At 59.7% G+C, this 14,496-nt stretch carries 15 protein-coding genes; 10 read left to right on the top strand and 5 right to left on the bottom strand.

What is annotated here, in order from left to right:
• Nucleotides 1-7 precede the first annotated feature (7 nt).
• Together BT125_RS17615 and BT125_RS17610 are read left to right on the top strand one after the other, a co-directional pair.
• Nucleotides 8-640 (top strand): glutathione S-transferase family protein, encoded by a 633-nt coding sequence (locus BT125_RS17615; protein ID WP_072408804.1) that lies wholly within the window; start codon nt 8-10, stop codon nt 638-640.
• The gene (locus BT125_RS17610) at nt 637-1,581 is read left to right on the top strand and encodes a Nudix family hydrolase (RefSeq protein WP_072408802.1); all 945 of its coding nucleotides are present in this window, start codon (nt 637-639) and stop codon (nt 1,579-1,581) included. The genes BT125_RS17615 and BT125_RS17610 overlap by 4 nt, the downstream gene beginning before the upstream one ends.
• Before the next feature lie 118 nt (nt 1,582-1,699).
• Here the strand turns inward: BT125_RS17610 and BT125_RS17605 are convergent, their stop codons facing one another.
• From BT125_RS17605 to BT125_RS17595, 3 genes are read right to left on the bottom strand one after another with little or no spacing between them, the layout of a single operon-like run.
• Nucleotides 1,700-2,281, bottom strand: a complete 582-nt coding sequence (locus tag BT125_RS17605; protein ID WP_072408799.1) for a cob(I)yrinic acid a,c-diamide adenosyltransferase — start codon at nt 2,279-2,281, stop codon at nt 1,700-1,702.
• A gap of 2 nt (nt 2,282-2,283) precedes the next feature.
• On the bottom strand, nt 2,284-4,320 hold the full coding sequence (locus tag BT125_RS17600) for a sensor histidine kinase (protein WP_072408797.1): 2,037 nt from the start codon (nt 4,318-4,320) through the stop codon (nt 2,284-2,286).
• Between the two features lie 46 nt (nt 4,321-4,366).
• On the bottom strand, nt 4,367-5,284 hold the full coding sequence (locus BT125_RS17595; RefSeq protein ID WP_072408795.1) for a putative 2-dehydropantoate 2-reductase: 918 nt from the start codon (nt 5,282-5,284) through the stop codon (nt 4,367-4,369).
• Between the two features lie 142 nt (nt 5,285-5,426).
• Here BT125_RS17595 and BT125_RS17590 point away from each other — a divergent pair, with 142 nt between their 5' ends.
• Nucleotides 5,427-5,912 carry a YajQ family cyclic di-GMP-binding protein gene (locus tag BT125_RS17590; RefSeq protein ID WP_060740892.1) on the top strand — a complete coding sequence of 162 codons (486 nt, stop codon included), beginning with the start codon at nt 5,427-5,429 and terminating at the stop codon, nt 5,910-5,912.
• Between the two features lie 225 nt (nt 5,913-6,137).
• Nucleotides 6,138-6,980 carry a mechanosensitive ion channel family protein gene (locus BT125_RS17585; RefSeq protein WP_072408793.1) on the top strand — a complete coding sequence of 281 codons (843 nt, stop codon included), beginning with the start codon at nt 6,138-6,140 and terminating at the stop codon, nt 6,978-6,980.
• Nucleotides 6,981-7,147: 167 nt separating this feature from the next.
• Here the strand turns inward: BT125_RS17585 and BT125_RS17580 are convergent, their stop codons facing one another.
• The gene (locus BT125_RS17580) at nt 7,148-8,401 is read right to left on the bottom strand and encodes an OprD family porin (RefSeq protein WP_060740894.1); all 1,254 of its coding nucleotides are present in this window, start codon (nt 8,399-8,401) and stop codon (nt 7,148-7,150) included.
• An 885-nt stretch (nt 8,402-9,286) separates the two neighbouring features.
• Here BT125_RS17580 and BT125_RS17575 point away from each other — a divergent pair.
• Nucleotides 9,287-9,712 carry an HIT domain-containing protein gene (locus BT125_RS17575; protein WP_072408791.1) on the top strand — a complete coding sequence of 142 codons (426 nt, stop codon included), beginning with the start codon at nt 9,287-9,289 and terminating at the stop codon, nt 9,710-9,712.
• Nucleotides 9,713-9,715: 3 nt separating this feature from the next.
• Nucleotides 9,716-9,922: a SlyX family protein gene (locus tag BT125_RS17570; RefSeq protein ID WP_072408789.1), complete on the top strand. Its 207-nt coding sequence runs from the start codon at nt 9,716-9,718 to the stop codon at nt 9,920-9,922.
• A gap of 76 nt (nt 9,923-9,998) precedes the next feature.
• Here BT125_RS17570 and BT125_RS29855 read toward each other — a convergent pair whose 3' ends face one another.
• Nucleotides 9,999-10,604, bottom strand: a complete 606-nt coding sequence (locus BT125_RS29855; RefSeq protein ID WP_072408787.1) for a cold-shock protein — start codon at nt 10,602-10,604, stop codon at nt 9,999-10,001.
• 395 nt (nt 10,605-10,999) lie between these two features.
• Here BT125_RS29855 and BT125_RS17560 point away from each other — a divergent pair, with 395 nt between their 5' ends.
• From BT125_RS17560 to aspS, 4 genes are all read left to right on the top strand, one after another.
• Nucleotides 11,000-11,470 (top strand): Dps family protein, encoded by a 471-nt coding sequence (locus tag BT125_RS17560; protein WP_060740897.1) that lies wholly within the window; start codon nt 11,000-11,002, stop codon nt 11,468-11,470.
• A gap of 296 nt (nt 11,471-11,766) precedes the next feature.
• Entirely contained in the window at nt 11,767-12,108 is a 342-nt protein-coding gene (locus BT125_RS17555; protein WP_060740898.1) for a ribbon-helix-helix domain-containing protein, read from the top strand.
• 229 nt (nt 12,109-12,337) lie between these two features.
• Nucleotides 12,338-12,559: an FmdB family zinc ribbon protein gene (locus BT125_RS17550; RefSeq protein ID WP_003178589.1), complete on the top strand. Its 222-nt coding sequence runs from the start codon at nt 12,338-12,340 to the stop codon at nt 12,557-12,559.
• 75 nt (nt 12,560-12,634) lie between these two features.
• Complete coding sequence (gene aspS, locus BT125_RS17545) at nt 12,635-14,410, top strand: aspartate--tRNA ligase (RefSeq protein ID WP_072408785.1); 1,776 nt, start codon at nt 12,635-12,637, stop codon at nt 14,408-14,410.
• Nucleotides 14,411-14,496 lie beyond the last annotated feature (86 nt).

The raw sequence follows: 14,496 nt of genomic DNA, 5'->3' as shown, positions 1-14,496 counted from the left end.
TCCAGACATGAGCCTGCACCTGATCATTGGCGACCAACGCATATCTTCCTGGTCCCTGCGCGGCGCGCTCGCCCTGGCGCTGACCGGCGCGAAGTACACCGAAGAGCTGGTCAGGCTCGACCAGCCCGACACCCGCGAAAAGCTGCTCAAGTACTCGGCCACGGCCAAGGTTCCGTTGCTCAAGACCGAATTCGGCGTGATCGCTGATTCCCTGGCGATTGCCGAATACCTGGCCGAACAGTTCCCGCAGGCTGGTCTCTGGCCCAAGGATGTGGCCGCTCGAGCCCAGGCACGCTCGGCCTGTGCGCAAATGCACAGCGGTTTTTTCGCCATCCGCAGCCACATGCCGTTTGACCTGCTACGCGATGCACCGCTGTCGCCCATGCCGGCTGATGTCCAAGTGGAAATCGAGCGGATACTGGCGCTGTGGGCCGAATGCCGTGCCGAGGCGACCGAGGCCGGTCCCTACCTGTTTGGCCGCGTCAGCTTGGCCGACGCGTTTTTTGCTCCTGTTGCCGTGCGCTTGCGCACTTATCAGGTGAAACTGTCCGAGGTTGATGAGGCCTACGTCGAAACCCTATATCAATGGCCAGCGTTCAAGGCGTGGCAACAAGCTGGCCTGGAGGATACTGCGCGGTGAAACGAGTCCATGTGGCGGCAGCGGTCATCCGCGATGCCGCTGGCAAAATCCTGATCGCCCGACGGGCCGACACCCAGCACCAGGGCGGCCTGTGGGAGTTTCCTGGCGGCAAGGTCGAGGCCGACGAATCCGTCGAAACCGCCCTGGCCCGTGAACTTCACGAAGAGCTGGGCATTGTCGTCGACGCCGCCCGGCCGTTGATCAAGGTGTGTCACGATTACCCGGACAAGCAGGTGTTGCTGGATGTCTGGGAAGTCTCGGCGTTCACCGGCGATCCCCATGGCGCCGAAGGGCAACCGTTGGCCTGGGTGACGGCCCGCGACCTGACGAATCATGAGTTTCCGGCGGCCAATCAGCCGATCATCGCGGCGGCCCGTTTGCCGGCTGAATACCTGATCACCCCGGAAGGCCTTGAGACGCCGGCCTTGCTGCGCGGCATGCAGAAGGCGATTGCCGGCGGGATCAAGTTGGTCCAGCTACGCGCCCCCAACGGCTACGACCCGCAATACCGCGACTTGGCGGTGGATGCGGCGGGGTTGTGTGCCGGCAAGGCCCAACTGATGCTCAAGGGGCCGTTCGAATGGCTGGGGGATTTTCCTTCTGCTGGTTGGCATATCACTGCCGCACAACTGCGCAAACATGCCGCGGCCGGTCGACCGTTCGGCAAGGACCGCTGGCTGGCGGCCTCCTGCCATAACGCCGAGGAGCTGTCCCTGGCGCAGCAAATGGACGTGGACTTCGTCACGCTTTCGCCGGTGCAGCCGACCCAGACCCATCCCGATGCACAGCCGTTGGGGTGGGCAGAAGCGGCGCGGTTGATCGAGGGCTTCGACCGGCCGGTTTATCTGTTGGGTGGGGTCGGGCCCGGCGACCGGCAAAAAGCCTGGGAAGCCGGGGCGCAGGGTGTGGCGGGGATTCGGGCGTTTTGGCCTGGGGCATGATTCTGGGGTGTGGCTGCTGACGCCATCGCGAGCAAGCTCGCTCCCACACTGGATCTGCGGGTATTCACAGTCCCCCTGTGGGAGCGAGCTTGCTCGCGATGGCGGCCTCAAAAACGATTCAGCCCCCGGGCTTGGCCGCCGCTTCCCACAGCACCTCCGCCACCCCTTGCCGCCGGGCAATGACTCGCGCGGCCACGAACAACAAGTCCGACAACCGATTGATATAGGCCAACCCCGGCCCCGTCAGCGGCTCTACCGCGTTCAATTGCTGACAACGCCGCTCGGCACTGCGGGCCAGGCTGCGGCAGACGTGGGCCTGGGCGATCAGCGTCGAGCCACCGGGCAGGATGAAATTTTCCAGTGGCCCCAATTCCTCGTTCCACACATCGATCGCCGCTTCCAGCCGCTCGATTTCCGCCACGTTCAAGGCTTGGTAGGCCGGCATCGCCAGCTCACCGCCCAGGTCGAACAATCGATGCTGACAAGGCCCCAGCACTTCGCTGACTTCCTTCAGCGCCGGGTACCGGGCCGTTTCGATGGCGAGCCCGGCCAGCAACAAGCCCAACTGACTGTTCAGCGTGTCCACTTCGCCGATGGCCTCGACCCGTGGGTGGTCCTTTGCCACGCGGCGACCATCGCCCAACCCGGTTTCACCTTTGTCGCCGGTGCGGGTGTAAATCTTCGACAGGCGAAAACCCATGCTCAACGCTCCAGTTGTTTGTTTTCCTGCGTCACCATCGAGGTGCCCGTCAGGGGCAGGCGCAGGGTGAAGCAGGTGCCTTGGCCTGGCGCCGACTGCACTTCCATCTGGCCCTTGTGGTTGTTGGTGATGATGAAATACGAGACCGACAGCCCAAGGCCAGTGCCCTGGCCGATCTCCTTGGTGGTGAAGAAGGGCTCGAAGGTGCGCTTGCGGACGTTCTCGCTCATGCCGATGCCGTTGTCCTCGACCTGGATTTCCGCCCATGGCGGATTCAACCGCGTACGCAGGATAATGCGCCCGGGTTCGCTGTCGTCCTGGCGCTGGTGGATCGCCTGGGCGGCGTTTTTCAGCAGGTTGAGCAGCACCTGTTCCAGTTCGTTGGCCGTGCCGGGCACCGGACCCAGGTTCGGGTCGAACTGACGGATGATCGCTTGGCCTTTGAAGTCGAAGCCGATCGCCAGGTCGAAGTCATTACCGGCGATTTCCACCGCCTGGTCGATCAGCGCCGGCAGGTCGCAGGGCGCCATCTGCCGCGTGCTGCGCCGGCTGAAGCTGAGCATGTGGGTGACGATTTTCGCCGCCCGGGCGCCGGCCTGCTGGATGCCGTCGAGCAATTGTGGGATTTCCCGACTTTCCAAGTAGCGGTTGACCACCGGCAATTCGATGCCCAGTTGCTCGGCCTGTTCAAGGTTCTTGGGCAGTTCCGGTGACAGGCGACGGCGGATGTTCTGCACGTTGTGCAGGATCGCCCCGAGTGGGTTGTTGATCTCATGGGCCATGCCCGCCGCGAGGCCGCCGACCGAGAGCATTTTTTCCGATTGCACCATCATTTCCTCCAGCGACAGGCGCTGGGTGATGTCGTCGATGCGGATCACCACGCCCCGCCCGGCGCCGCCCATCAGTGGATAGAACGTCAGGGCGTAATGCCGGGCCTCGTCGTCCTTGGTCCAGGTGACGCGTTCGATCTTGGCCACCGTATGTTGCTCCACGGTCTGCTTGAGCTGGGGCAGGTATGGCTTGAGCGGTTCGAAGGCGAGAAAGATCGGTTGGTTCAGGGCCTCGTCCAGTCGCGTGCCGGAGAGGGCGCTGGCTTCCTGGTTCCATTGGGTGACGTAGAGTTGCTCGTCGAGGGCGATCAGGGCCGACGGCATGGAGTCGATGATGCTGTTGAGGTAGTTCTGGAAGCCCGTGAGTTTTTTCTCGATCTTGCTGCGCACCTGGACTTCCAGCTCCAGCTTGCGATTGGTATGGCGGGTCTCTTCCGCCAGGCCCTGGGCCTGGTCGTAGGCGGCCTGGGAGTCGTCCCGCGCGCGCTTGAGTTGCTGCTCCCGGGCTTCGATCCGCGAGAGCATGGTATTGAATGCCTCGGCCAGGCTGCCGATCTCATCGTGGTTGCCCCGTGCGGCGCGCAGGGCATAGTTCTCCTCGCGGGTGACCTGGCGCGACAGCTCTTCGAGTTGATGAATCGGTTGGGTGATCAGGCGTTTGATCTGTTGGGCGATGATCAGCCACAGCAACACGCTGAAAATCAGGATGCCGAGGCTGGCGGTCAGGGTGCCGGTGTAGAACGCAGTCGGCAATTCGCTGCTGGCCACCAGCAACAGATGGCCCGGTGTCGTGCCGGGGCGGGGCAGGGTGATGACCTGGTTACTGCGAAACTCATTGGCCTGCCAGGCTTGTATGTTGCGGAAATGGTCCGGCAGCTTGAGCTTTTCGCCCTGTTGCAGTTGTGCCAGGCGATCGCCCTGGCCGTCGTACAACGCCGCCGCCCGTAGCGGTGCGTAGCTGTTGAGCTCGTCGAGCAGGCGCTGGGCGCTTTGTGGCGATTGCAGGGCGTCGGAGATCAGGCTCGGGTTGGCGATCAGTCGACCAATGGTCTGCAGGGCCTGGGGCGCCATGCTTTCCTGGGAGATGTAGTAGGCGGCGCTGATAAAGGTCAGGTTGGCCACCAGCAGGACAGTGGTCAATAACACCAACAGGGCGGCCAGCAGTTTCTGGCCGACCGGGAGGTTTTCAAGGCGCTGGCGCAATGGCATCAGACTCGTCGCTAAGAAGGAACACGAGGGTCAGCGTAGCCGCTGCTCAGTCGCTGGGCAATCCGAGGTTGTCCAAGTGGACAATCAGTCGCTGGCGCAGTTGTTCCAGGTGCGGCACGCTCAGCTCATGGCGCTGGGCAACCTTGCAGGCGTGGCCGAGCAAATAGCTGATTTCGGTACGGCGCCGATTGGCCACATCCTGGTACATCGAGGAGTAATTGGCGGCCGTGGCCTGGATTACCCGTTCGACCTCCGGTTGCAAATCCTCGGCCGCCGCGGGCTGGCCGCACCGTTCGAGCACATTCGTGAGTTCCGCGCACAGGGTCGCCACTTCGCAGTGGTGTTGCAGCAGGCCGCCGTTCTTGCAGTGATGCAGCACGGTCAGTGGATTGATTGCGCAGTTGAGTGCCAGCTTGCGCCAGAGGCGGGTGAGGATGTCGGTGCTCCATTCGTGGGGGATGCCGGCGGCGGCCAGGTCGTCCAGCCAGAACGGCGCCACCGGGTGAGCCGGATCGCCCAACCAGGTGTAGCCATGGCCGGCGAATATCACGCGCCAGTCACCGTCGCGGAACGCACCTTCGGTGCTGGAGGCACTGATGCAACGAGCCAGGGGCACGCAATTGGCCACTGCGTCCTGGCTGCCGAGGCCGTTCTGCAACAGGATCAGTTCCGATTCTGCGTCCAGGCGATGGGCCACCGACGTCACCGCCGCTTGCGCGTCGTACGCCTTGCAAGCCAGCAGCAGGCGCCTGATCGGCTCCGGGCTGTCCGCCGTTTCGCCCGGTACCGGGTAGCACTGCGCCTGGCCCTGTTCCACCAGCGTCAGGCCACCGGCGCCGCGGTAGGCCTGCAAGCGCGCTTCGTTGCGCAGCACCAGTCGCACCGGCAATCCGGCCCGGGCCAGGCGTGTGGCCCACAACGTGCCGAGACTGCCGGCCCCGAGGACATGCCAGGTGGTCGACATCAGTTTTTTACTCGGATTGGCGCAGGCATCTGAGGGCTCGCAGTGTCGGCAGGAAAAGAGCCGTTATAATGAGCCCGATTTTAACCACAAGCCAAGCGCGCGCCGTTGATACTGGCGCGCCTTTTTATTTGGAGAACACTACATGCCGTCATTCGACGTGGTATCCGAACTGGACAAACACGAAGTCACCAACGCGGTTGAAAACGCCGTCAAGGAACTCGACCGTCGTTATGACCTCAAGGGCAAGGGCAGTTTCGAGTTCAAGGAAAAAGACCTGACCGTGAACCTGACCGCCGAGGCCGAGTTCCAGCTCGAGGCGATGATCGAGATCCTCAAGCTGGCGCTGGTCAAGCGCAAGATCGATGTGCAGTGCCTCGAGGTCAAGGACGCCTATGCCTCGGGCAAGCTGATGAAGCAGGAAGCCGTGCTCAAGGAAGGCATCGATAAGGAGCTGGCGAAGAAAATCGTCGCTCATATCAAGGACGCCAAGCTCAAGGTGCAAGCCGCCATCCAGGGCGAGCAGGTGCGGGTCACCGGCAAGAAGCGTGACGACCTGCAGGAAGCCATTGCGGCACTGCGCGGCAAAGAATTCGGCATGCCCCTGCAATTCAATAACTTCCGCGACTGATCCCTTCAGTCATAGAGATGCACTGTGACGAGGGCACTTGCTTGCGCTTGGTTCTGTAGGAGCTGCCGAAGGCTGCGATCTTTTTGATCTTCGCTTGGGACTCAAGTGTCAGGGAAAGATCGCAACCTCGTTGCACTCGACAGCTCCTACGCCGCTCTTACAGCATCTAGCGGGAGCAAGCGCCCTCGCCACAATGCCGCGTGCAACAGGAATAAGGAGAGAGAGATGGACTTGAATGCTGAAGTGGACAACCTGGTCAAGGCTTCCCAGACCTGGATCCCCATGATCATGGAGTACGGCAGCCGTGTGCTGCTCGCTGTCATCACCCTGGCCATCGGCTGGTGGTTGATCAACAAAGTGACTCAGAAACTGGGTGCGCTGCTGGCCCTGCGTAACGCCGACCTGGCGCTGCAAGGGTTCATCAGTACCCTGGCCAACATCATTTTGAAGATACTGTTGATCGTCAGCGTCGCTTCGATGATCGGTGTGGAAACCACTTCGTTCGTCGCCGCCATTGGTGCCGCCGGCCTGGCGATCGGCCTGGCACTGCAAGGCAGCCTGGCGAACTTCGCCGGTGGCGTGCTGATCCTGCTGTTCCGCCCGTTCCGCATCGGTGACTGGATCGAAGCCCAGGGTGTGGCCGGTACGGTCGATAGCATCCAGATCTTCCACACGGTGTTGCGTACCGGTGACAACAAGACCGTCATCGTGCCCAACGGCAATCTCTCCAACGGCATCATCACCAACACCAACCGTCAGCCGACCCGCAAGGTCGTATTTGATGTCGGCGTGGATTACCAGGCGGACCTGCAAAAGGCCCGGGAAGTGTTGCTGGAGTTGGCCAAGGATGAGCGTGTGCTGGCCGATCCGGCACCTGAAGCGGTGATTTCCACCTTGGGCGACAGTTCCATCACGGTGTCGCTGCGTATCTGGGTGAAAACAGCGGATTATTGGAATGTGATGTTCATGCTCAATGAACAGGCCCGGGACCGTTTGAAAGAGGCGGGTATTGATATTCCGTTTCCACAACGAGTGATTCGGGTCGTGCAGGAAGGGCCAGCGCAATAACGAGTCGACTATATAACTTGGCGCTGAAGTCAGGTTATGTTTAGTTAGCTTGCTATTTAATAAGTTGAATTAAAGCTGACAGTCAATGGACATAAAAAAACCGCTCACCTGATCCAGGTGAGCGGTTTTTTGTTTGTTGCGGGTACGGCTATCGAACTAGCACTGAATTACAAGATGCTCAGTGGGTATTCGATGATCAGACGGGTGTCATTGTTGTCGTTGCCGTTGATGGCGTTATAGTCGCTGTTGGCGCGGTAGAACGCAGCACGTACGCGGAAAGACAGGTCCTTGGCTGGGCCGCTTTGCATAACGTACTTGGTTTCGAAGTCCCACTCGTGCTCTTTACCTTCGGAGCCGCCAGTCTCGATGTTGTCACCGGTAACGTAGCGAGTCATGAAGCTCAGGCCAGGTACGCCATAAGTCTTCATGTTCAGGTCGTAGCGAGCCTGCCAGGAGCGCTCGTCCTGACCGTTGAAGTCGGAGTATTGGATGGAGTTGGCGAGGAAGATAGTGCCGCCGCCGTCAACGCCATACACATAGCCGGTGTCACCGGAGGAGCGCTGGTGAGCCAGGGTGAACTTGTGGGCACCGATGGCATAGGCTGCTGCGAGGGACCAGATACGGTTGTCAACGTCGCCGCTGAGTTTCTGGCCCTGATCCTGGCTGTCATAACCGTTGAAGTCGAAGTTCAGGGACTGATCTTCGTTGATCGGCAGGGTGTAGTTCAGGTTGATGTATTTCTTTTTGTAGTGATCTTCAACGTCGGAAGCCGCTACGCCTGCTACGAAATTGTCGGTGAACTGGTAGGTTGCGCCAACGATGTCAGCAGATTTCAGGCCAAGACCGTCATCTCCCATGCCAGTTTGCGAGCTGATGGCGTTGAAATGACCTGCGCTCAACTCCAGGCCTTTGATTTCTTTGCTGGTGATCAGCGTACCGGTGGCTACTTCTGGCAGCAGACGGCTGTCGTCAGTCGAGAAAACCGGGCTGGTGGTGAACTGGTTACCGTATTTCAGAACGGTGTCGGACAGACGGAATTTAACCGCGCCGCCAACCTTCGATTGTGTGTCTTCCAGGTTGCCGTCGCTGTCACGAGCGAACAGACCGTTACCGGCACGACCGCTACCGCCATCGATGCGAACGGTGCCGAATGCGAAGCCGTCAACGCCTACACCAACGGTACCTTGAGTGAAGCCCGACTCGTAAATGGCACGAGCGGCAACACCAGACTCTTCACGATAACTTTGTGAAGTGCTTGGGTTGTTCTTGAAATCACGGTTCATGTACAGCGCACGGGTCAGAACAGTCAAGCTCTGATCTTCAATAAAACCCTTGGATTCCTCTTGGGAGGACGCCACTGCGAACTGCGAAACGCTGGCCGATACAGCCAGTGCGATCATGCTCCACTTCATCACGCGCATCGTGATTTGCTCCTTTGGTTTTTAGAAGAGTACTGCCGTCCCACCTGTTTTTTTATCTGGGCGGCTCTTTCTTTTTGTGTCGGCGCAAACTTATATCACGTCGACATTCTTTGGCGATACTTGCCCATTCAACCTTTCAGCTTCTTTACGACCATGTCGCCAATGGCTCGATCCATGTCGCATTTCAGCTGTTCCGACGCAACCGTATTCACAACTTTGATGTTGTTTTTTCTTTCCGGCATCGGTGTAAAGAGTCCATCATTACCGCGCTTGAAGCTCCTGTGGGCAGCCTTGCCGCTTTAATTTTTATGTCGACAGGTACTCGCTTCCGGCGAGGCCCTTCGGACAGTGCGGGTATGAATGCAACAAGCATGCTCAAACCCGAATTTCGTTTACATTTTTTTCACATTTCAGCGGTTGACGCGGTGAAACCTCATGAAACCGGGCCCCAAAGGCCTTGTTTTAAATAGGGTTGACGCGTGTATGGCTCTCGTGTTTGCCAGTGAAAAACGTGGCAAGACAACTAAAAACGTTACCGGTTCACCCTACCCAGTGAGTAAATCGCGGATGCTTTGTGCACTGAGCGTAGACGCCCTGTGCTGTTTTGGTGCAAAAAAATTTCAGGTTGTACGAAAATCTTACAGCGTCGAGGCTTTGCCTGGGCCCTGGCACGGTCTTTTCGGGACCTTGCCGTGCTGCCTGCGCTGTGTTGGTGCGTCAGCTTGCACAGCTTGATGCTTGTGGTAAAAAAAAACCTTCGCGGGACGGGCATCGGGACGTTGTGCCGTGATCGATCCGGCGTTCGCAGGTATGCTGCGCATCTGTGCCCGATTCAGGCCTTCGGGTCGCTGAGCCGGGCAGAATCGATAACGAGGAGTACGTGCGGTGTTTGCCTTAGATCCACGACTGCAACAAGACACATTGCCCATCGGCGATTTCCCGTTGTGCCGTTTGCTCTTGTCCAACGACGCCAATTACCCGTGGTTCATCCTCGTACCGCGGCGAGAAAATATCAGTGAATTGTTTCAGTTGGATGACACGGATCAATTACAGCTGTGGAAAGAAACCACGGCGCTGGCCGAAACCCTCAAGGATTCGTTCGATGCCGACAAGATGAACGTTGCAACCTTAGGTAACGTCGTCAGTCAGTTGCATATGCATGTCATCGTGCGCAAACGTGATGATGCCGCCTGGCCTGCGCCGGTCTGGGGCAAGCACCCGGCCCAGCCTTATAATGCAGAGCAGGTCTCGGCCATTCGCGAACGGTTGCGAGTGGCCCTGGCCGATGATTTCAAGTTTCTGGAGGGCTGAACCATGAACCTTGAAGAACGCGTAACCGATCTGGAAAGTCGCCTGGCGTTTCAGGATGACACCATCCAGGCATTGAATGATGTGCTGGTAGCGCAGCAGCGGATTGTCGAGCGGCTGCAGCTGCAGATGGCGGCGCTGCTCAAGCGCCAGGAAGAAATGGCCGGGCAATTCGAGTCGTTCGAAGAAGAGGCGCCGCCCCCTCACTACTGATGTGGCCGATTGCCGTTTGACGGGCAATAAAAAACCGCGAGCAGCCAGGCTGCATCGCGGTTTTTTTACGCTTGGATCAGCGGCGCGGCAGCGCAGCGATCACGTCTTCGGCCTGCAGGCCCTTGTCGCGGTTCATCACGGAGAATTCCACGCGCTGGCCTTCCACCAGGACGCGATGGCCTTCGCCACGAATGGCCCGGAAATGCACGAAAATGTCATCGCCGGAGTCGCGGGAAATGAAGCCGAACCCTTTGGACGTGTTGAACCACTTCACCGTGCCGGTATCGCGGTTGGACATGTCGTAGTTCTGCGCAGCGGCGGCCGGCGACGACTTCTTGTAGAAGCTGACGGCCAGGTGCAGTGCCACGGCGAGCAGTGCCGCGCCCAGGCTGAACAGAATGGCCGGATGACCGCCAATTTCCGGCATGGGCGCCAGCAGTGCCAGGGTTTGGAGGGCTACGGCCAGCACCAGCAGGGCGCTGACAAGGTTTTGCAGTTGGTGACGTGGACCTTTGTTCCAGTAAGGGATGACAGGAGCAAGGGTCAGGTTGAGCAGGCCGAAAAAGGCCAGGTACAGTGCATCGGGGTGTTGCAGGTAAGGTGTGGCTTCGGAACCCAGGCTAGGGATGAAGGACAGCAGCAGGGCAGCTGCGCCCATTAGCAAGTGGACGATTTTCAACATTTTGATTGGCTCACGGTTAAGACAGATCACAAGGAAGAGCGGGTCGGGCACGGTTCGCTTCGAAACAATGAGAGGCGTTGGACACGTACCCGAATCAGCCTATGCGTTACGCCCGGGAAAATAAGCGTAGCGACACACTGCCTATTTAACAGCAAAGCTCGGGCCTTCTCAAACCCGTTACGGGCGCGGACCGCGCTGTTCGTCGGCCAGAAAAGTCCCGTGGCTGCTTGAACGCGCCAGGCAAGCGGCGTTGAATTTCCCAGGTGCCGGAACCGTCGGTCATCCTGGCTTGTCGGTTCTGGAGGGCTGGCAATCTGTCGCAGGCCGTAGGCGGCCAGAACCACTAGAGTGAGTAGGGCCGTTGTCGAATTCATCACCTCAGGAGATCAAACCCCATGGCAATTGATATCGGTATCAGTGAAGAAGACCGCAAGTCCATCGTCGACGGGCTTTCGCGCCTGTTGTCGGATACCTACGTGCTGTATCTCAAGACCCACAATTTCCACTGGAACGTCACAGGGCCGATGTTTCGGACCCTGCATCTGATGTTCGAGGAGCAATACAACGAGCTGGCGCTGGCGGTGGACCTGATTGCCGAGCGAATCCGCGCCCTTGGCTTCCCGGCCCCGGGTGCCTACTCGGTGTATGCACGCTTGTCCTCTATCAAGGAAGAGGAAGGCGTGCCTGCCGCCGAAGACATGATCCGGCAACTGGTCGAGGGCCAGGAAGCGGTGACGCGTACGGCCCGTGGCATCTTTCCTTTATTGGACAAAGTCAGCGACGAGCCCACGGCCGACCTGCTGACCCAGCGCATGCAGGTTCACGAAAAGACCGCGTGGATGCTGCGGGCGCTGTTGGAAAACTAATAAGGTGTCGTGGCGAGGGAGCTTGCTCCCGCTGGGCTGCGCAGCGGCCCAAACCCGCCAGACGCAGGTCTTACGACTGCTGCGCAGCCGAACGGGAGCAAGCTCCCTCGCCACAAGGGCGATATCGCCTGCACGCTGGGTGTAGGACGGCGTAATTCATCGCCGGCCTTCTGTTGGCTTGTCCTACATCCATGGTCATAAAGTCGTCTGGAACTGGCGATGCCGTTGAGCTTCCATAGAGCCACAGATGGGTTGATCCAACCCAGAGGCTCGTATGGCAAAGGAGTGTCAACGGTATGATTCAAGGAAAAGAACCCGGGGAAGGGCGGTTGGGGCGTTTTCAGCCCATCAGCGTCGACCCGTTCATCCGGGGGTTCGATATGCAACTGGCCCGGCCCTTGGCTCGATCCATTCGCCTGAACGGGTTTGCCACCTGTCTGCGGCTGGAACAGGTCTATTGGGATATCCTCGGTGACATGGCCGAGCTCAACCGCTGCTCCATCAGCACATTGCTGTCCCATGTGGACAGGGAAGTGCACCTGCGCCATGGCGGGGTGCGCAATTTCAGCGGGCTGGTGCGCGTAGTCTGCGTGGTGCACAGTTTGAAGGAAACCGGGATGGATCATGGTGCGGCGTAGGCGCTGCCGAAGGCTGCGATCTTTTGCTCTTGCGCTTTAGACTCAAGTGTCTGGGGCAAGATCGCAGCCTCGTTGCACTCGTCAGTTCCTACGTAGCTCCTGCACGGCATCTACTTGGCGATGACTGTGCGGTCTTACGGCTGCACAGGCCGCATTTAATGGATATAATCCCGCTCTTTGCCGCAAAGCCCCGCCTTTGCGCGTGTAACCTGATCGCCGAGACAACCCCATGCCGATGTACGACTATCAATGTGCTTCCTGTGGTCATCAGATGGAAGCCATTCAAAAGATCAGCGCGGCACCGCTGGTCGACTGCCCTGCCTGCCAGGCGCCTGAACTGAAAAAGATGCTCTCCATGCCTGGTTTCCGCCTTGGCGGCACGGGCTGGTATGAAACCGACTTCAAGACCGGCGCCAAGAAAAACCTGGCCGGTGGCGACAAAGCTGATTGAGTTGAATACGCGCGAGTTCTTGCACGGGCAGGGCCTCCAACCGAATGTCGAATTACGAGAAGTGAAACCACTACCATGATGCGCAGCCATTATTGCGGCCAACTGAACGAAAGCCTGGAAGGTCAGGAAGTTACTCTTTGTGGATGGGTCCATCGTCGCCGTGACCATGGCGGGGTGATTTTCCTCGATATCCGTGATCGTGAAGGCCTGGCCCAGGTGGTGTTCGATCCGGACCGCGCTGAAACCTTCGCCACCGCCGACCGCGTGCGCAGCGAATACGTCGTCAAGATCACCGGCAAGGTGCGCCTGCGCCCGGCCGGCGCCGGCAACGCCAACATGGCGTCGGGCATGATCGAAGTGCTGGGCTACGAGCTGGAAGTGCTCAACGAGTCGGAAACCCCGCCGTTCCCACTCAACGAATACTCCGACGTGGGCGAGGAAACCCGCCTGCGCTACCGCTTCATCGACCTGCGTCGCCCGGAAATGGCCGAGAAGCTGCGCCTGCGCTCGCGCATGACCACCAGCATCCGTCGTTACCTGGACGAAAACGGCTTCCTCGACGTCGAGACGCCGATCCTGACCCGTGCCACGCCGGAAGGCGCCCGCGACTATCTGGTGCCGAGCCGTACCCACCCCGGCAGCTTCTTCGCCCTGCCGCAGTCGCCACAGCTGTTCAAGCAACTGCTGATGGTGGCCGGGTTCGACCGCTACTACCAGATCGCCAAGTGTTTCCGCGACGAAGACCTGCGTGCCGACCGTCAGCCTGAGTTTACTCAGATCGACATCGAGACCAGCTTCCTCGACGAAAAAGACATCATGGGCCTGACCGAAGGCATGATCCGCAACCTGTTCAAGGAAGTGTTGGGTCTGGAGTTCGGCGAGTTCCCGCACATGACCTTCGAAGAGGCCATGCGCCGCTACGGTTCCGACAAGCCGGACCTGCGTAACCCACTGGAACTGGTGGACGTGGCCGATCAGCTCAAGGACGTCGAGTTCAAGGTGTTCAGCGGCCCGGCCAACGACCCTAAATGCCGTATCGCGGCCCTGCGTGTTCCAGGCGGCGCCAGCATGCCACGCAAGCAGATCGACGATTACACCAAGTTCGTCGGTATCTACGGTGCCAAGGGCCTGGCGTACATCAAGGTCAACGAGCGCGCCGCCGGTGTCGACGGCCTGCAATCGCCTATTGTGAAAAACATCCCGGAAGCCAACCTCAATGTGATCCTCGATCGCGTGGGTGCGGTTGACGGCGATATCGTGTTCTTCGGCGCCGACAAGGCCAAGATCGTCAGCGAAGCCCTGGGCGCGCTGCGCATCAAGCTGGGCCATGACCTGAAGCTGCTGACGTGCGAGTGGGCACCGATGTGGGTCGTTGACTTCCCGATGTTCGAAGAAAACGACGACGGCAGCTTCTCCGCGCTGCACCACCCGTTCACCGCGCCAAAGTGCTCGCCGCAAGAGTTGGAGGCCAACCCGGCCACCGCTCTGTCGCGCGCCTACGACATGGTCCTGAACGGTACCGAGCTGGGTGGCGGTTCGATCCGTATCCATCGCAAGGAAATGCAACAGGCGGTGTTCCGCCTGCTGGGCATCGACGAAGCCGAGCAGGAAGAGAAGTTCGGCTTCCTGCTGGACGCGCTGAAATACGGTGCGCCGCCCCACGGTGGCCTGGCCTTCGGCCTGGACCGCCTGGTGATGCTGATGACCGGCGCCCAGTCGATCCGTGAAGTGATCGCGTTCCCCAAAACCCAGAGCGCGGCCGATGTCATGACCCAGGCGCCGGGCGTGGTGGACGCCAAGGCGTTGCGCGAGTTGCACATCCGCCTGCGTGAACAGCCAAAGGCTGAGTAAGGCTGGCTCCTGAGAGGGCGCATCTTCGGATGCGCCTTTTCATTGGGGTCGATATTTCTGATTGCCGGCCACTGTCCACGCGCAGG

Source organism: Pseudomonas sp. NFACC04-2 (genome assembly GCF_900119265.1).
GTDB lineage: Bacteria > Pseudomonadota > Gammaproteobacteria > Pseudomonadales > Pseudomonadaceae > Aquipseudomonas > Aquipseudomonas fluorescens_AA.
Note: the sequence above shows the minus strand (reverse complement) of the source record. Positions and strands in the feature narration are given on the sequence as shown.